Annotated in this window: 15 protein-coding genes (1 of these 15 only partly in view); 7 read left to right on the forward strand and 8 right to left on the reverse strand. The window is 71.9% G+C overall.

The genetic code is table 11. The features are described 5' to 3' along the window. Together KV106_RS10810 and KV106_RS10815 are read left to right on the forward strand one after the other, a co-directional pair. On the forward strand, positions 1-263 hold the final stretch of the coding sequence (locus tag KV106_RS10810; protein ID WP_057597884.1) for an ATP-binding cassette domain-containing protein. Its footprint begins 1,636 nt before the window's first position; the window shows 263 of its 1,899 coding nt (coding positions 1,637-1,899); its start codon lies off the left edge, out of view; it ends in the stop codon at positions 261-263. A gap of 98 nt (positions 264-361) precedes the next feature. Continuing rightward, the gene (locus KV106_RS10815; protein WP_261210145.1) at positions 362-2,137 is read left to right on the forward strand and encodes a phospholipase D family protein; all 1,776 of its coding nucleotides are present in this window, start codon (positions 362-364) and stop codon (positions 2,135-2,137) included. Positions 2,138-2,162: 25 nt separating this feature from the next. On the opposite strand, the gene KV106_RS10820 is transcribed toward KV106_RS10815, so the two are convergent. The 4 genes from KV106_RS10820 to KV106_RS10835 all read right to left on the reverse strand — a co-directional run bounded on the left by KV106_RS10820 (position 2,163) and on the right by KV106_RS10835 (position 7,170). Continuing rightward, positions 2,163-3,065 carry a copper chaperone PCu(A)C domain-containing protein gene (locus KV106_RS10820; protein ID WP_261210147.1) on the reverse strand — a complete coding sequence of 301 codons (903 nt, stop codon included), beginning with the start codon at positions 3,063-3,065 and terminating at the stop codon, positions 2,163-2,165. Positions 3,066-3,109: 44 nt separating this feature from the next. Further along, positions 3,110-5,407, reverse strand: coding sequence for a TonB-dependent receptor (locus tag KV106_RS10825; RefSeq protein ID WP_261210506.1), 2,298 nt, complete (start codon positions 5,405-5,407; stop codon positions 3,110-3,112). A gap of 117 nt (positions 5,408-5,524) precedes the next feature. Next, entirely contained in the window at positions 5,525-5,896 is a 372-nt protein-coding gene (locus tag KV106_RS10830) for a DUF2946 family protein (protein WP_057597421.1), read from the reverse strand. Between the two features lie 11 nt (positions 5,897-5,907). Continuing rightward, positions 5,908-7,170 (reverse strand): TraB/GumN family protein, encoded by a 1,263-nt coding sequence (locus KV106_RS10835; protein ID WP_261210149.1) that lies wholly within the window; start codon positions 7,168-7,170, stop codon positions 5,908-5,910. A gap of 135 nt (positions 7,171-7,305) precedes the next feature. Between KV106_RS10835 and KV106_RS10840 the strand changes: the two genes are divergently transcribed. Further along, positions 7,306-7,719, forward strand: a complete 414-nt coding sequence (locus KV106_RS10840) for a VOC family protein (RefSeq protein ID WP_057597423.1) — start codon at positions 7,306-7,308, stop codon at positions 7,717-7,719. After that, positions 7,716-8,921, forward strand: coding sequence for a toxin-antitoxin system YwqK family antitoxin (locus KV106_RS10845; RefSeq protein WP_409976508.1), 1,206 nt, complete (start codon positions 7,716-7,718; stop codon positions 8,919-8,921). Before KV106_RS10840 ends, KV106_RS10845 begins: the two co-directional genes overlap by 4 nt. A gap of 19 nt (positions 8,922-8,940) precedes the next feature. On the opposite strand, the gene KV106_RS10850 is transcribed toward KV106_RS10845, so the two are convergent. Genes KV106_RS10850 through KV106_RS10860 form a run of 3 tightly spaced genes read right to left on the reverse strand, consistent with a single transcriptional unit; the run spans position 8,941 to position 11,943 of the window. Beyond that, positions 8,941-9,915, reverse strand: a complete 975-nt coding sequence (locus tag KV106_RS10850; protein WP_261210152.1) for a Bug family tripartite tricarboxylate transporter substrate binding protein — start codon at positions 9,913-9,915, stop codon at positions 8,941-8,943. Between the two features lie 19 nt (positions 9,916-9,934). Continuing rightward, positions 9,935-10,156, reverse strand: a complete 222-nt coding sequence (locus tag KV106_RS10855; RefSeq protein WP_261210154.1) for a hypothetical protein — start codon at positions 10,154-10,156, stop codon at positions 9,935-9,937. Next, on the reverse strand, positions 10,153-11,943 hold the full coding sequence (locus tag KV106_RS10860) for an FAD-dependent monooxygenase (protein WP_261210156.1): 1,791 nt from the start codon (positions 11,941-11,943) through the stop codon (positions 10,153-10,155). Before KV106_RS10860 ends, KV106_RS10855 begins: the two co-directional genes overlap by 4 nt. Positions 11,944-12,031: 88 nt before the next feature. Between KV106_RS10860 and KV106_RS10865 the strand changes: the two genes are divergently transcribed. Continuing rightward, the gene (locus KV106_RS10865) at positions 12,032-12,817 is read left to right on the forward strand and encodes a response regulator transcription factor (protein ID WP_093356030.1); all 786 of its coding nucleotides are present in this window, start codon (positions 12,032-12,034) and stop codon (positions 12,815-12,817) included. 10 nt (positions 12,818-12,827) lie between these two features. On the opposite strand, the gene KV106_RS10870 is transcribed toward KV106_RS10865, so the two are convergent. Then, positions 12,828-13,925 carry a fumarylacetoacetate hydrolase family protein gene (locus KV106_RS10870; protein WP_261210162.1) on the reverse strand — a complete coding sequence of 366 codons (1,098 nt, stop codon included), beginning with the start codon at positions 13,923-13,925 and terminating at the stop codon, positions 12,828-12,830. A gap of 132 nt (positions 13,926-14,057) precedes the next feature. On the opposite strand from KV106_RS10870, the gene KV106_RS10875 reads away from it, so the two are divergent. Beyond that, complete coding sequence (locus KV106_RS10875; RefSeq protein WP_261210164.1) at positions 14,058-15,239, forward strand: DUF3108 domain-containing protein; 1,182 nt, start codon at positions 14,058-14,060, stop codon at positions 15,237-15,239. A 117-nt stretch (positions 15,240-15,356) separates the two neighbouring features. Next, positions 15,357-15,635, forward strand: a complete 279-nt coding sequence (locus KV106_RS10880) for a BTH_I0359 family protein (protein ID WP_057597632.1) — start codon at positions 15,357-15,359, stop codon at positions 15,633-15,635. The last annotated feature ends 52 nt before the right edge of the window (positions 15,636-15,687 follow it).

The raw sequence follows: 15,687 nt of genomic DNA on the forward strand, positions 1-15,687 counted from the left end.
CCAGCGTGGCCCCGGCCTCCACCGGCGCGGCGCGCAAGAAGCTCAGCTACAAGGAGCAGCGCGAATTCGACGCCCTCCCCGCGCTGATCGAATCGCTGGAGACCGAGCAGAAGCGCATCGCGGAAATCCTCGCGCTCGACGGCGGCGCGATCTACGCCACCGACGCCTCGCGCGCCACCGAGCTGGCGGCCCGCCATACGCAGATCGACGACGAACTGCTGAGCGCGATGGAACGACAGGAGGAATTGGGCGCGAGCCGCTGAGTCCGCCTGCCGTCCGACGCCGGACGGCCGCGACCTCGGCTATACATGCGGCTCCCACCCAATCCAGACCACAGACAGCGCCCGGGGGAGTCCACCGCATGCCGTTCATTCCAGCGTTCCTCGGCCGATCGATGGCGGCGACCGTGTTGCTCGTCCTCGGCGCCTGCGCCCAACTGCCCCAGGACGTGGACCGCCCGGTGTCCAATGCCCTGGCCTCCCCGGCCGGCACGGCGCTGGCCACGCTGGTCCAGGAACGCCGCCGGGCCGACGCGGCGCGCTACGAATCGGGCTTCCTCCTGCTGGCGGGCCCGCAGGCGGCCTACGGCAGCCGGCTGGCGCTGATCGATGGCGCCCAGAAGACGCTGGACCTCCAGTACTACGCCATCCACGTCGATGCCAGCACGGGCCGCCTGGTGCGCGGCCTGCGCGCCGCGGCCGAGCGCGGCGTGCGGGTGCGCATATTGCTCGACGACTTCCACAGCACCGGCCGCGACGCGCTGGTGCTGGGCCTGGCCTTCGTGCCGAACATCGAGCTGCGGCTGTTCAATCCGCTCGCCGGCGCGCGCGGCTCGACCTTCAGCCGGCTGCTGAACTCGGCCGGCGACGCCTCGCGCATCCAGCAGCGCATGCACAACAAGCTGTTCCTGGCCGACAACGTGCTGGGCGTGACCGGCGGGCGCAACCTCGGCGACGCCTACTTCGGCAACTCGCTCAACGGCAACTTCATCGACGTCGACGTGCTCGCGGCCGGCCCGATCGTGCAGGACCTCTCGCGCAGCTTCGACAGCTACTGGAACAACGAGCGCGCCTACCCGGCGCAGTCGCTGGTCTCGCGCGAGGAGCTGCAGGCGATCCGCGAGCGCGCGCGCCAGACCGACAAGGAGCTGGCCGAGGAATCGGCCCGCGCGCGCGACCCCGCCACCGCCAATTCCGGCGACCAGCCCAAGCCGCCCGACGGCGAGCCCCGCCCCGACGGCCCGCCCACGGCCGAGCAGCGCGCGCGCGCCTGGGACGAGAAGCCGCTCGACCTGCGCAGCGCGCGTTTCGTCTGGGCGCCGGCCGCGATGCTGGCCGACCAGCCCGGCAAGATCCCGGCCGACGTGCCCGGCGGCCCGGACGGCGCCCGCGCGCCCGGGCTGGTGGTGAGCCAGCCCGAGGACAAGGCCAGGGTCTCGCGCAGCGCGGCCGCGCTCACGGCCGACTCCGACCTCGCGGCCGGCAGCGAGACGGTGGTCGAAGGACTGCTGCAGCTCATCGGCCAGGCCCGCTCCGACCTGCTGATCATCTCGCCCTACTTCGTGCCCGGCGCCGACATGAAGCAGGCCTTCGCCGCCGCCCGCGCGCGCGGCGTGCGCATCCGGGTGCTGACCAATTCGCTGGCCTCGAACGACGCGCCGGTGGCCCACGTGGGCTATGCGCGCCACCGCGAGGAACTGCTCAAGATGGGCATCGGCCTGTACGAACTGCGCAGCGAGCAGGCCGGCCTGGGCAGCGCCTTCGGCGGCTCCACCGGCTCGACCGGCGGCAGCAGCGTGACCGGCGAGTCGCGCGCGATGCTGCATTCGAAGGTGCTGGTGATGGACGGCCGGCTGCTGGTGGTCGGTTCGATGAACCTCGACCTGCGCTCGCAGTTGCAGAACACCGAGATCGCGCTGCTGATCCGCAGCACCGAGCTGTCGCGCCTGGCCGCCGATCAGATCGAGCGCGGGTTGCGCGAGCGCGCGTGGCACGTCGAGCTCGTCGACGGTTCGCTGGTCTGGCATGCGCCCGAGGGCAGCGGCCTGCCCGACAGCCGGACCGAGCCCGATGCCAGCCTGAGCCTGCGCCTGCTGCTCAAGCTCTTCGGGCCGCTGGCGCCGGACCAGTTGCTCTAGTCAGCCCGGCGCCGCGGAAGCGGCCTCAATGCTTGTGCTGATGCGCGGCCCCGCCCGCGTCGGCACCGGCCGGCGCGCCCACGGGCAGCGTGACGTCGAGCGCGGTCTTCACGCCCTTCGCGTCCTCGAACTTCAGGGTCAGCGGCACGTTCGTGCCCTTGGCGACCGCGCCCTTCAGGTCCATCAGCATGACGTGGAAGCCACCCGGCTTCAGTTCCACCGTCTGGCCGGCCGGCAGGTCGAGGCCGGCGCTCAGTTCGCGCATCTTCATGGTGTCGCCTTCCATCTTCATCTCGTGCACCTCGGCCACGCCGGCCGCGGGCGTGGAGATGCCCACGAGCTTGGTGCCCGTGGGCGAAGTCAGCTTCATGAAGGCGCCGGTGCCGCTCTGGCCCGGCACCGACTGGCGCACCCAGCCATCGCGCACGTCGACGGTGGCGACACCTTGCGCCACTACGTCCAGCTTGGCGGCCGGGCGCTTGAGGCCCGCGGTGGAATTGCCCGAGGCCGGCACCTCGGCCCAGTCGGCGCTGCCCACGTCGCAGGTCTGCAGCACCTTGAACCACAGCGTGCCCGGCGTGGCCGGCGCCTTGCCGCGCACCACGAACTCGGCCTTCTCGGTGGCGGGCAGCGCGGCCTGCGCGTTCTCGGCGGTCCAGCGCACCTCGCCGCCGGCGCCCTTCTGCACATCGAGCTTCCAGCCCTTGCGCGCCTGCGCCTCGCTCAGCACGAAGCCCGCGGGCAGCTTCACCGCCAGGCCGGTGGTGGACTTGGCGCCTTCGCAGGCATGGCCGACGCGGAAGGCGGCGTCGTAGTCGCTGCCCACGGTGACGCCGCCGGGCGGCAAGGTGACGTGGGCCAGCACGGCGGCGGCGCTGCCGGTCAGCAGGACGGCGGCGACGCTGCGCAGGGTGAGGTGACGGTTCATGAGAGTTACTCCTTGAGGAAAGACGGTGGAAGACAGGGCAGGCGTCAGAGGTCGAACTTGAGTTCGCCCACGTAGGTCCGCTGCGGATAGGGATGGAAGGCCCAGTACTTGTTGTTGTTCAGGTTGTCGATGCCGAAGGATGCGCTCCACTGGCGGTCGATGCGATAGCGCACCCGCAGGTCGGCCACGAAGAACTTCGAGAAGCCCATGTAGGCGAAGCCGTTCGGATCGCTGTTGTCGAGCGTGCCGTACTGCTTGCCGCTGTAGCGCATGCCCAGGGTGTAGCTCCAGTTGGCGTCGGGCCGGTAGGTGGCCAGCAGGGTGGCGCGCACCTTGGGCACGCGCGGCTGCTGCTGGCCGACGCTGGCCGGAAAGCCGCGGTTGGCCGTGATCTTCGAGCTCGCGAGCGTGAGGCTGCCGCCGAGGTCGAGCCCGCGGAGGCCGACGTCGGTGGCGTTCAGCGCCACCTCGAGCCCGCGGGTGCGGATGGCATCGACGTTCTGCACCGTGCTCACGAGGTTGGTCAGCGCCTGGCTGTAGAGCGCGTCCTTCGTGCGCTCGAAGAACAGCGTGGTGCGCAGCACGCCGTCGAGCCCCCAGCCGTCGAGGCCGCGCTCGGCGCTGAGCTCGGTGGTCCACGAGCGCTCGGGCCGCAGGTTGGGGTCGGTGTTGACGATGCGGTTGCCGTCGATCGAGCCCTGGTAGAGCTCGCTCACGGTCGGCATGCGCACCGCGCGGCCGGTCGAGGCCTTGAACAGCCAGTCGGACGTGGCCTGCCAGGCAATCGCGGCCTTGGGCGAGTCGTAGCTGTTCTTGCGCGGCGCGAAGTCGAGCAGCCGGGTCGCGTTGCCGAGTTGGCCGCCCCAGGCCTCCCAGCGCTCGTGGCGCAGGCCCAGGGTGGTCTTCCAGTCGCGCGCGAAGCGCCAGGTGTCCTGCAGGTAGAGCGACTGCAGCCGCGTGTTGCCGTTGAAGGCCGAGAACGGCGTGACCGGCGGGCCGCCGATCCAGTCGAGGGTGTTGCCGACGCTGGTGCGCAGCTTGGCCGTGTCCTGCTGGAAGCCGAAGTCGACCACGTGCGCGCCCACGCCCTCGGCCGAGCCGGTGGGCCGCCAGGTGCCCGCGGCCTTGAAGGTGCGCCAGCCGCTGCCGCCCATGTCGGTGGTGCGGCCCGGCCCGCCGAGGAAGGCGCCGGGCAGCGGCGTGGTCGGCGTGCGCGAGGTGTCGCTCGCGTAGTCGAACAGGCTGGCCGCCACCTCCCAGTCGAACACGCCGCCGCTGTGGCTCTTGACCGAGAGGCCGTGCATGTAGTGGGTGAGCCGGGTCTCGGTCGGCACCAGCGCTCCGCTGGGCGCGTCGAGGTTGTAGCTGCGCCCGGCGATGTTGACCCGCCCGCCGTAGACCGGCTGGCCCAGCGGATCGCGCAGCCAGGTGTCGACGCTGCCGTGCGTGCTGTTGTTCCAGGCGCCCAGCGTGTAGGTGGCGCGCACCGTGGGCGAGAAGTCGTAGGCCAGCTTGAGCTTGGCCTGTTCCTGCGTGGTGTCGTAGATCGTCGCGCCACCGACCAGCCACCAGGGCTGGTTCGAGGGGTTGAGCCCCAGCACCGCGCCGGCGACCGGGGTGCCGGCATTGCCGAGCGTGCCCGCGCTCAGCAGCCGGTTGCCGAACACCAGCGCCTGGCCCTTGCTCTGCGTGCGCGAGGCGCTGAGCCACCACGACCAGTCGCCGCTGCGGCTGCCCAGCGACAGGTCGAGCTGCTGGCCGGCCGGCGAGGAATGGCTGTTGTAGAGATCGAAGTTCGAGACGAAGCCGCTGAGCTTCACGTGGGCCTCGAACTTCTCGGGCATGCGCGTCACGTAGTCGACCACCGCGCCCACCGAGTTGCCGGGGTAGGCAGCCGAGAACGGTCCGTACAGCACGTCGACGCGCTCGATCTCCTCGGGCGAGACCATGCCCCAGCGCGGCGCGTAGGTGGCGCCGTTGCCCAGCGGGTTCGACAGCATGATGCCGTCGGCATAGACCATCGAGCGCGCGCTGTTGCCGGTGCCCGAGGCGCGCGTGGCCAGCACCGCGTGGTTGAAGTCGCCGATGTAGCGCTTGCGCACGACCAGGCTCGGCAGGTACTTGAGCGCGTCCTCGCTGTCGGTGGCGTTCACCGTCTCGACGATCTGCGCGTGCGTCGTGCCTTCGATGGTGGTCGGGATCTGCGCCGGCAGCGAGGTCGGCCGGCCGCCGGTGACGGTGATGGCGCCGAGCGCGCGCTCGGCGCCGGTCGCATCAGCCGCCGCCGGCGCGGGTTGCGCCCAGGCGGGCGCGCCGAGCGAGGCGCCCAGCGGGAATGCCATGGCGATCGCCACGGCGCGGGAATGCTTGTTCACAGGGATACTGCTCCACGAAACGCTGGCCAGGAAGGACCGGAGACGCCCGTCGAACGGGCGCATCCAGCCATGGACTCGAGGGTTTCAGGAGCGCGAAGGCGGTCCGCGCGCGGGCAGCGGCGCAGCGGTGGCCGCGGCCAAGCGCGCGGCGGGAATCGGCTGGAGCACGCGCCCCAGCGGCAGGGGAAGGTCGAGGGTCGCGACCGGCGGCACCGGCGGCGGCGCGCCGGTCAGCACGCACAGCGGGCAGTCCATGTGCGAGACGCCCATTTCCTGCACGCCGTCCTCGGTGTGGACCACCGCCTTGACGGCACCGGCGCTCGAGCAGACCAGCTCGATCGCCTGCGGATGCACCAGCGGCGAGGCGATCGCCGCGCCCAGCGAGAGCGCGAACCACAGCAGCACCCAGCGGCCGGCGAGGCCGAGGAAGCGGGTGTGGCGGCGCATCAGGTGCATGGCGGGCGCGATTATCGGCGCGTTTTGGACGCGGCGGGCTTGGCCGGTGTCTTCGCGGCCGGCTTGGCCGCCGACTTGGCCGGTGCCTTGGCTGCCGGTTTGGCGCCCTTCGGCGCCGCCTTGGTGCCCTTGGCCGGCGCCGCCGCACGCGCGCCCGCCTTGCCGCGAACCGGCGCGGCCTTGGCCGAGCGGCTGCCGCGCGCTGATCGCACGGGCGGTGCCGCCGCCGCTTCGGCCTCGGGCTCCTCGGCCGCGGCGGGCAGCGTGCCGCGCTCGCCCGGCAGCACCTCGGTCACCGTGAAGCCCTGCGCCGCCAGCAGGGTCGGCAGGCCCTGCGCGCCGATCATGTGCAGCGCGCCCACGGCCGCGAACACCCGCTGGCCGCCGTCGTGCATGCGCGCGATGCCGGCCGCCAGGATCGGGTTGCGGTCGTCGAGCAGCCGCGTCATCAGCCGCTGTTCGGCCGGCGTGCGCATGCAGTCGCACCACTCGGGATAGCGCGCGAGCCGCGCGAGGTCGCTGCGCCCCCAGGCGTCGGCCAGCTCCTTGAGCTGGGCGCGCAGCTGGCCCGATTCGAGCTCGTCGAGCGCCGAGTCGATCTGCGCCGCCTCCTCCTCCTCGGAGCCGCCGGTCAGCATCTCGAGCTGGGCCGCCGGGTTCTCGAGCGCGAACACCGGCTTGTTGGCGTTGCGCGCCCACACGGCCAGCATCTCGTCGATGCCGAAATCGGGATAGAGGCCGTCGGCCCGCCCGGCCAGGCCGGTCAGCGCCGTCACCTGCAGGATCGGCTGCAGCGTCGCATTGGCGCCCGGCGTCACGCAGGCGATTTCGTTCTGCCGCGCGAGCCGGCGCGCGCGCTCGCCGCTGAGCAGCCGCGCGACCAGCGCCGGGTCGGCCGGCTGGGTCAGCGGCTTCATCGCGGCGGGATCGCGCACGTCGATCTCGAGCGCCAGCGCATCGCTCTGGCCGAGCGCGCGCTGCACGGTCGGGCCGGGGCGCAGCCAGGGCGCGCGCCCGAGGTGGATGGTGCCGTACAGCCACGAGGTGCGGCCGTCCTTCTCGATGCGCCACAGCAGGCCGCGGTCGGCGCCGCTGCGCTGGTCGCTCGAACTGCGCGAGCGCTCGAGGCTGCCGATGGCCGAGGGCGGGCAGGCCGCCTGCGCCGCCACGCCGGCCAGCGCGCAGCAGGCGCCGACCAGGGCCGGCAACGCGCCGCGCGCCCAGGAGAAGGGGAAACGGATGGAAGAGAGGAAAGATGAGGAGACCAGGCGCATGCGCCGTGCCGACCGATCGGCCGGCTTGTCGATTTCGCGCCTCGGTGCAACCAGTGCCCGGAGTATCCGCAAGGCTCGCTCCATGAAGAAAGAAAGTCCGGCATTACAACAGCACCGCTGCCCATAATCCGGAACATGCAGAGCATCTTCCATCTCGCCTTCCACGTGCGCGACCTCGACGTCGCGCGCCGCTTCTATGGCGAGGCCCTCGGCTGCGCCGAAGGCCGCAGCACCGACACCTGGGTCGATTTCGACTTTTTCGGCCACCAGATCTCGCTCCACCTGGGCGAACCCTTCGCCACCACGCGCACCGGCCGCGTCGGCGACGCGATGGTGCCGATGCCGCACTTCGGCATCGTGCTGGCCCTGCCCGACTGGCAGGCGCTGGCCGCGCGGCTCGAGGCCGCCGGCACCGACTTCGTGCTCAAGCCCCAGGTGCGCTTCGAAGGCCAGCCGGGCGAGCAGTGGACCATGTTCTTCTGCGACCCCTTCGGCAACCCGATCGAGGCCAAGGGCTTCCGCTCGCTCGACGCGCTTTACGACAAGTGACCCACGCTCCGGTCCGGCCGGTCGATGTTCCGCGGCTCGCGGCGCGGCTGGCCCTGGCCACATCGCTGGCGCTGCTGTTCGCCGGCGCGACCGCCGCGCGCGCGGCGCAGGACTGCGAGCTCAACGGCCAGCCGGTCAACCCCGCCAACGGCGGCGAGACCGCGCGCAAGACCGGCGTGCTGCGCTGCAAGGACCGCGGCAGCGGCCAGCTGCTGCGCGAGGAGCAGATCCAGAACGGCGTCTTCATGGGCCTGGTGCGCGTCTACGAGAACGGCCGGCTCGCGAAGGAGCACACGCTCAACGCCAAGGGCAACATGCACGGCCTGGCGCGCGAGTTCGCGCCCGGCGGCCAGGTGCTGCGCGAAGCCACCTACGACGACGGCCAGGAACGCGGCCTGGTGCGAAGCTTCCATGCCAGCGGCAAGCTGCGCCGCGCCAGCTTCTATCCCGAGCAGGGCGGCGACCGGGCCTCGGCCGAGTTCACCGAGCGCGGCCAGCTCTCGGCGCTGCGCTGCGGCAACGCGCCGATGCTGGCGCCCGCGGCCGACGACGCGCGGCTGTGCGGCTTCGGCGGCGCGCCCTCGCAGGTCGAGCTGTTCGACGCGCGCGGCATCCTGCGCTCGCGCCAGTCCTACCTGGCCGGCAAGCGCGTGCGCACGCAGGATTTCTACGACAACGGCAAGCCCTCGCAGCTCGACGAGATCAACGGCAACCAGCGCACCGAGCGCCAGTTCTCTTCCGAGGGCGTGAAGCGCCGCGAGACCGTCTCGCTGCTGGGGGCGTCGCGCTCGGCGATCCGCCTGCGCGACCAGGAGTTCTCCGAGCGCGGCACGCTGGTGCGCGACCAGCGCTGGAACAGCGCCGGCGAGCCGATCGGCGACGACAGCTACTACCTCAACGGCCAGCCGCACACCAGGTCGGTCTACAGCGGCACGGGCAATGCGCGCACGGTGCTGGTCACCGAGTTCCACGACAACGGCCAGCGCGCCGCGCTGGGCCGCTACCTCGTGGGCGGGCGCGGCGCGCGACAACTGCCGCAGGGCACGCACCAGCGCTTCGACGAGAAGGGCACGCTGGTCGCCGAATCGAGCTTCGACGCGCGCGGCCGCGTCACGCGCGAGCGCGGCTGGGACGAGAACGGCGAACTGGTGCGCGACGACGAGGTGTTCGAGGACGGCTCGCGCAAGGCCTACGCGCGCTGACGGGCCCCCTCGGGGGCGATCAGTCGAGCTTGATGCCTGCCTGCTTGATGATCGGGCCCCAGCGCTTCGACTCGGCGCGCGACAGCGCCGCGAACTGCGCCGGCGTGCCGGGCATGGCTTCCATGCCGAAGTCCTCGAAGCGCTTCTGCACCTGCGGATTGCCGAAGGCGCGGTTGAGGTCGCCGTTGAGCTTGTTCACCACCGGCGCTGGCAGCCCGGCCGGGCCGAGCACGCCCTGGAACGCGAACACCTCGGAGTTCGACACGCCCACCTCGGCCAGCGTCGGCACCTCGGGCAGCAGCTTGCTGCGCGCGCCCGAGCCGATGGCCAGCACGCGCACCTTGTTGCCCTTCATGATCGACAGGCCCGAGGCCAGGTCGAGGAACATGCAAGGCACCTGGCCGCCCATCACGTCGGCCATGGCCGGGGCCGCGCCGCGGTAGGGGATGTGGGTGATGAAGGTGCCGGTGCGCACCTTGAACATCTCCATCGCCAGGTGATGCGGCGAGCCGTTGCCCGGCGAGGCGTAGTTGACCTTGCCGGGGTTGGCCTTCACGTAGGCCAGGAACTCCTTGAAGTTCTTGGCCGGGAAGTCCGGATGCACCACCAGCGCCAGCGGGAACTTGCCGATCGCGCCGATGTAGCTGAAGTCCTTCTCGGGGTTGAAGGGCAGCTTGCCGAACAGGTGTTCGTTGAAGGCCAGCACGGCGTTGTCGGCCGACAGCACGGTGTAGCCGTCGGGCTTGCTCTTGGCGACCATGTCGGCGCCGATGTTGGTCGAGGCGCCGGGACGGTTGTCGATCACGATCTGCTGGCCCAGCGTCTGGCGCATGGCCTCGGCCAGCGCGCGCGCGATCACGTCGGTGCCGCCGCCCGCGGGATAGGGCACCACCCAGCGGATCAGTTGCGAGGGATAGTCCTGCGCGCGGGCGAAGGGCGCGGCGGCCATGGCGGCGCCCGAGGCGAGCGTGGCAAGAAGGGTACGGCGGTCCATGAGTGTCATCTCCAGGTTGTCATTCGGTTGCGGACAGCGATGGTACGGGCAGCGCATGCAGCGCGTCGGCCAGCGCGGCGCGGCAGCGCGCCTCGTCGCCGACCTGCTCGAACAGCAGCAGCGCGAGCCGCGCGAGGAACAGCGATTCGCGCTCGGCGCCGGCCTCGCTGATGGCGTTCGCGCAGTCGGCGTAGAGGCGGTCGCGGGCCTCGGGGGCCAGGCTGGGAAGTGCGGTGGTCATGCAGCGAGGGTCTCCAGTTGCACGGCGGCGGCCGCGCGTTCGAGCGCGCGCGGCAGCACGCCCGCGCCCAGGCGGCGCCAGCGCGCGGCCACGTGGCCATCGGGGCGCAGCAGGTAGACGGCGCCCTCGCGCGCGCCGAGGGCCTCGAACACCCGCGCGTCGGCATGGGCATCGGCGGGGCCGTCGGCCGCGACGGTGCACAGCGCGAACGGCAGGGCACCGGCGCGCGCCGCGGCGATGTCGCCGGCCGGCAGTTCGACATCCGCGCCCGCGGGCCGCAGCACGAGCAACGTGAAGCACGCGCCGATCCGGTCGGTGAGATGGCCCTGCGCGAGCTGCTGCTCGGGCATCGCCTCGCCGGGCAGCGGGCCCGCGGGCAGCGCGTCGCCATCTTCGCTCGACAGCGGCGAATCCTCGTAGCGCACCGCCTGCGTCTGGCGCGGATTGATCAGTTGCGCGATGCCGCGGTGCGCGCCCGACAGCGACAGCGCGGCCTCGCGCAGCAGGTCGAAGCCGCGCGAGGGCGGCGACATGAACTCGGTGCTGCGCATCGCGTTCTCGGCATTGACGTGGAAGGCGGCGATGCGCTCGGCCGAGTAGCTGTCGAGCAGCGCGGCATCCGACAGGCCGCGCGCCACGAAGGCCAGCTTCCAGGCCAGGTTGTCGGCATCGTCGAAGCCCGAGTTGAGGCCGCGCACGCCGAAGATCGGCATCGCATGCGCCGCGTTGCCCGCGAACAGCACGCGGCCATGGCGGTAGCTCGCGAGCGTCATCGCGCCGGCGCGGTAGACCGAGGTCCAGACCGTCTTCCACGGCAGGTGGCCCTCGCCGATGGCGTCGAGATGGCGCTGCACGAACTCGGCCACGGCCGGTGGCTGCAGCGCCTCCTCGGTGCTCTGGCCGGCACGCAGCTGGTAGTCGATGCGCCAGATGTCGTCGGGCTGCCGGTGCATCAGCACGGTCGAGCCCGGGTTCCACGGCGGGTCGAACCAGGCGCGGCGCTCGGTCGGGTGGCCGCTCTTGAGTTCGATGTCGATGATCACGTAGCGGCCTTCGTAGCCCGTGCCCTCGAGCGCCAGGCCCAGCGCCTTGCGCACGAAGCTCTGGCCGCCGTCGCAGGCCGCGAGCCACCGGCCGCGCAGGCTGTACTCGCCCTGCGCGTTGCGCGCCTCGAGCAGCACGCCCGCGTCGTCCTGCGAAAGGCCGGTGAGCTCGGTGCCCCAGCGGATGTCGATCAGCCCCGGCTCCGCGGCGTTGCGGCGCTCGATCTCCTCGAGCAGGTAGTGCTCGGCGTAGTACTGCTCGAGGTTGATCATCGGCGGCAGCTTCTGCCGCGCGTCGTGCGGCATCTCGAAGCGGAACACCTCCTCGGTCTTGTAGAAGCTGCGCCCGCCGGTCCACGGCAGGCCCTTGGCCAGGAAGGCCGGCAGCACGCCCAGGCGCGCCATGATCTCCAGGCTGCGGCGCGAGATGCAGGCCGCGCGGCTGCCCACGCAGACCGTGTCGTCGGCCTCGAGGATCACGCTGCGCACGCCATGGTTGGCGAGCCCCAGGGCGAGCGCCATGCCGACCGGGCCGCCGCCCGCGATCACCACCGGATGGCTGCCGCCCGCCACGGCCTCGAGGCCGTCGGCCGCGAGCGCCGGCAGGCGCACCGGGTAGCGCGTGTAGTCGAAGGCGCCGACCGAGGGCGGCAGGCCGGCCGCTGCCGGCGGCAGCGGTCCGCCGGCGGCATCGCCGGGGCGCGCGGCCGGCGAGGGATTCGAGGGAGCAACGGGGCGGTTCATGCCCGGGATTGTCCCGACACGCCCGCCGCCGCATTGTCATAACTTCGTACGAAGTGTTTACCCGAATCTCCTGCCCTCTCCCCGCCCCATGAAACGCTGGCGCCTTCCCGCCGCGCCCGAGGCCACGCTGTCGGCCAGCGTGGTCGGCGACGTGCTCGCCGGCGTCGGCACGCCGCACCTCGCGGCCAGCTACCTCGCCGCGATGCAGCGCGTGATGCCCGTCACCTTCTGCACCGTGTTCGCGGTCGGCGCCAGCGGCCGCATCGAGACCGTGTCGGCGGCCAGCAGCTACGGCAGCACGGCCGAGCGCACGGCCGAGCGCTACGTGGCGCAGCGCTTCGACCTGCTCGATCCCAACATGGCCTGGCTGGCCGCGCGCAAGCTGCCGCGGCGCGCGCAGCTGTGGCTGGGCCACCAGCTCGGCGACGAGGTGGCCGATCCGGCCTACCGCGCCGCCTGCTATGGCGACGTCGGCATCCGCGAGCGCGCCTCGGTGCTGTTGCTGCTGCCCACGGGCCAGCGCGTGGCCGTGAGCTTCTACCGCAGCCTGGCGCAGCCCGAGTTCGGCGCCGCCGACTTCGCCGTCATCGAGCGCCACGCCACCCTGCTGGCCGATGCCACCACCGCCCACGGCCGCAGCGCCGTGGCCGCGCGCGAGGCCACGGCACCGGCGCTGGCCTCGCGGCTGCTCACGCTGAGCCTGCGCGAGCGCGAGGTCATCGGCCACCTTATGGCCGGGCGCACCGCGAAGGAGGCGGCGCGCGAGATCGGGGTCGAGCTCACGACCGTGCGCACCCACCAGTACCGGGCGTTCCGACGGCTGGGGATACGGTCGCAGAAGGAATTGCTGCGCGGCTGGCCCGCGGCGCAGTGAGCGGGCGCGCTCAGTCCTCGGAAGCCTGCGGCTCGGCCGCGTCATCGGGCGCGGCCACCGGCGCGGGCTTCGCGGCCTCGTCCGCCGCCGCCTTCGCGCGCCCGCCCGGCGCCACGATCTCCTGGTCGATCGCGCCGAACATCGAGCGGCCGTCGAGCCCCTTCATCTCGATGCGGATGGTGTCGCCATAGCGCATGAACTCGGTCGAGGGCGCGCCGTCCTGGATGGTCTCGATGCAGCGCTTCTCGGCGATGCACGAATAGCCGCGCGGCCATTCCATGCGGCCGTTCTTCTCCACGCCCTGGTTGCTCACGGTGCCGCTGCCGACGATGCTGCCGGCGCGCACGTTGCGCGTCTTGGCGACGTGGGCGATGAGCTGGCCGAAATGGAAGGTCATCTCGGGGCCGGCCTCGCACAGGCCGACCTTGCGGCCGTTCCAGCTGCTCTGCAGCGCGAGGTGCACGCGGCCGCCGATCCAGGCCTCGCCGAGCTCGTCGAGGGTCACGGCCACGGGGCTGAAGGCGGTGGCGGGCTTGCTCTGGAAGAAGCCGAAGCCCTTGGCGAGTTCGGCCGGGATCAGGTTGCGCAGGCTGACGTCGTTGGCCAGCATCACGAGGCGGATGCCGTCGAGCGCCTGCTCGGGCGTGGCGCCCATCTTCACGTCGCCGGTGACGACCGCGATCTCGGCCTCGAAGTCGATGCCCATGGCCTCGCTGGGCACGACCACGTCGTCGGTCGGGCCGATGAAGTCGTCGCTGCCGCCCTGGTACATCAGCGGGTCCTGGTAGAAGCTCTCGGGCACCTCGGCATTGCGCGCCCTGCGCACCAGCTCGACGTGGTTGAGGTAGGCCGAGCCGTCGGCCCACTGGTAGGCACGCGGCAGCGGCGCCATGCACTGGGCGGGATCGAAGGGAAAGGCGTGGCGCGCGCGGCCGGCGTTGAGCGCGGCGTACAGGTCCTGCAACTGCGGTGCCATGAAACCCCAGTCGTCGAGCACCTGCTGCAGGCGGTGGGCGATGCCGGTGGCGTAGTGGGCGAGCGTGAGGTCGCGCGACACGACGACGAGCTGGCCGTCGCGCGAGCCGTCCTTGAGGGTGGCGAGTTTCATGGTGCGGTGCTGGGAAAAAGGCGACGGGGCGCCGCGCCGGGCCCCGCGCCGCTCCCCTAAACTGGTTGGACGGGCGGCAGTGTACCGAGGTGGCCCCGATGAACCTCGGTGGCGGCGCCCACTCCACCTTCCATGCCGACGACCGTCGCTCCCCCACCCTCCTCCCCGGCGCCCTGGCGGCCCTCGTGGCGGGCGCTGGCGCTGCTGACGCTGCTGGTGGCGCTCGCGCACATGGCGCTGCTGGGCCTCGCGCCGGCCGGGCTCGGGGCCGAGCCCGCGTCGCCGATCACCAAGTTCAGCACGCGCACCATCGTGATCGCGCCGCCGGTGGCCGAAACGCCCGCGGCGGCGCCGCCGCCCGCCGCGACGGCCCCGCCCGCGCCGACCCGGCCGCTGCGGCCGCGCGCGGTGCACGCGCCGCGTCCGAAGCCCGATCCGGTCCCTGCGGCGGCCGCGCCCTCGCCCGATCCCGCGCCCGAGGCCACTGCGGCCAAGGATCCCGAAACACCCGACCTGGTGGCGCAGGCTGCTCCCGATTCAGGAGCAGCACCCGCGCCCGAGCCGCCCGCCAGCGCGGCCGCCACCCCACCCGCCACACCGGGCAGCGCGCCCGCCACCGGCGCCGGCGAAGCGCCCGCCACGATGGCCGGCACCCAGTCGCTGCGCATCCCGGGCTCGGTCACGCTCGATTTCGAGGCCACGGGCCAGATCGGCGCCTCGCCGCAGCGCGGCGTGTTCGGCGAGCTGGTGTGGCTGCAGGACGGCACCCGCTACGACGGCCGGCTGACGCTCAAGGCCGTCTTCTTCACCTTGCTGAACTGGCGCAGCACTGGGGTGATCGGCCCCTCGGGGCTGGAGCCCGAGCGCTATTCCGAGAGCCGCAAGGCCGAGGTGGCCTCGCATTTCGCGCGCGACCGCGGCGAGGTGGTGTTCAGCAACAACGCGCCGCCCGTGCCGCTGCAGCCCGGCGCGCAGGACCGCATGAGCGTCATGATGCAGCTCGGCGGCCTGCTGGCGGCCAGCCCCGAGCGCTACCCGGCCGGCACCCGGATCGCGATCCAGACCGTGGGCGCGCGCGATGCCGACGTCTGGGTGTTCGTGGTCGGCGACGAGGAGAAACTGAACCTGCCGGCCGGCGAGTACCTGGCGCGCAAGCTCACGCGCGATCCACGCAAGCCTTTCGACCGGAAAGTCGAGCTCTGGCTGGCTCCGGCCTATGGCTACCTGCCGGTGCGGATCCGCCAGACCGAGCCGAACGGCGACTTCGCCGACGCCCAATTGCGCAAACCCCTACCCGCCACGCCCCCCGGTTGATGCGAAAAACCAGGCATCCAAACGTTTTAATGGCAACACGACAACCCATCTTGAAACTGGCGCGTTGATTGCTATGTAACCCTCATGAACGCCCTCGACATCCTCACAGGCCCCGCCATGAACATGCTTTACGACTCGGATTCCTTCGTCGTCGTGCACGTGCAGCCGAACGAAGGCGAGGTTCCTGCCGAACCCAACGTGCCGGTGCTCGAGCGCCACGGCTTCGAGATCGTCGACAAGCGTTCCGGCAAGGAGCTCTACCTCGACGGTTCCTGGGCCGAGCTGTTCCGCCAGCAGATCGCGGCCTGGCAGCTCAACACGCCGACCCAGGAAGAGGTGGAGGACACGCTCGAGGGCTATGCCGAACTGGCACAGACGCCGCTTCTGGTGCACTGAGCCGAGCTCCGTGCCAATAACGAAGCGCCCCGCGGGGCGCTTTTTCTTTGGG

This window comes from Variovorax endophyticus (assembly GCF_025376855.1).
Classification (GTDB): domain Bacteria; phylum Pseudomonadota; class Gammaproteobacteria; order Burkholderiales; family Burkholderiaceae_C; genus Variovorax.

What these genes read in the sequence shown, in the direction of transcription:
- KV106_RS10815 (WP_261210145.1), top strand. Translation starts at nt 362, where the DNA reads ATGCCGTTCATTCCAGCGTTCCTCGGCCGATCGATGGCGGCGACCGTG.
- KV106_RS10820 (WP_261210147.1), bottom strand. Translation starts at nt 3,065, where the DNA reads ATGAACCGTCACCTCACCCTGCGCAGCGTCGCCGCCGTCCTGCTGACC.
- KV106_RS10825 (WP_261210506.1), bottom strand. Translation starts at nt 5,407, where the DNA reads ATGGCATTCCCGCTGGGCGCCTCGCTCGGCGCGCCCGCCTGGGCGCAA.
- KV106_RS10830 (WP_057597421.1), bottom strand. Translation starts at nt 5,896, where the DNA reads ATGCACCTGATGCGCCGCCACACCCGCTTCCTCGGCCTCGCCGGCCGC.
- KV106_RS10835 (WP_261210149.1), bottom strand. Translation starts at nt 7,170, where the DNA reads ATGCGCCTGGTCTCCTCATCTTTCCTCTCTTCCATCCGTTTCCCCTTC.
- KV106_RS10840 (WP_057597423.1), top strand. Translation starts at nt 7,306, where the DNA reads ATGCAGAGCATCTTCCATCTCGCCTTCCACGTGCGCGACCTCGACGTC.
- KV106_RS10850 (WP_261210152.1), bottom strand. Translation starts at nt 9,915, where the DNA reads ATGGACCGCCGTACCCTTCTTGCCACGCTCGCCTCGGGCGCCGCCATG.
- KV106_RS10855 (WP_261210154.1), bottom strand. Translation starts at nt 10,156, where the DNA reads ATGACCACCGCACTTCCCAGCCTGGCCCCCGAGGCCCGCGACCGCCTC.
- KV106_RS10860 (WP_261210156.1), bottom strand. Translation starts at nt 11,943, where the DNA reads ATGAACCGCCCCGTTGCTCCCTCGAATCCCTCGCCGGCCGCGCGCCCC.
- KV106_RS10865 (WP_093356030.1), top strand. Translation starts at nt 12,032, where the DNA reads ATGAAACGCTGGCGCCTTCCCGCCGCGCCCGAGGCCACGCTGTCGGCC.
- KV106_RS10870 (WP_261210162.1), bottom strand. Translation starts at nt 13,925, where the DNA reads ATGAAACTCGCCACCCTCAAGGACGGCTCGCGCGACGGCCAGCTCGTC.
- KV106_RS10875 (WP_261210164.1), top strand. Translation starts at nt 14,058, where the DNA reads ATGCCGACGACCGTCGCTCCCCCACCCTCCTCCCCGGCGCCCTGGCGG.
- KV106_RS10880 (WP_057597632.1), top strand. Translation starts at nt 15,357, where the DNA reads ATGAACATGCTTTACGACTCGGATTCCTTCGTCGTCGTGCACGTGCAG.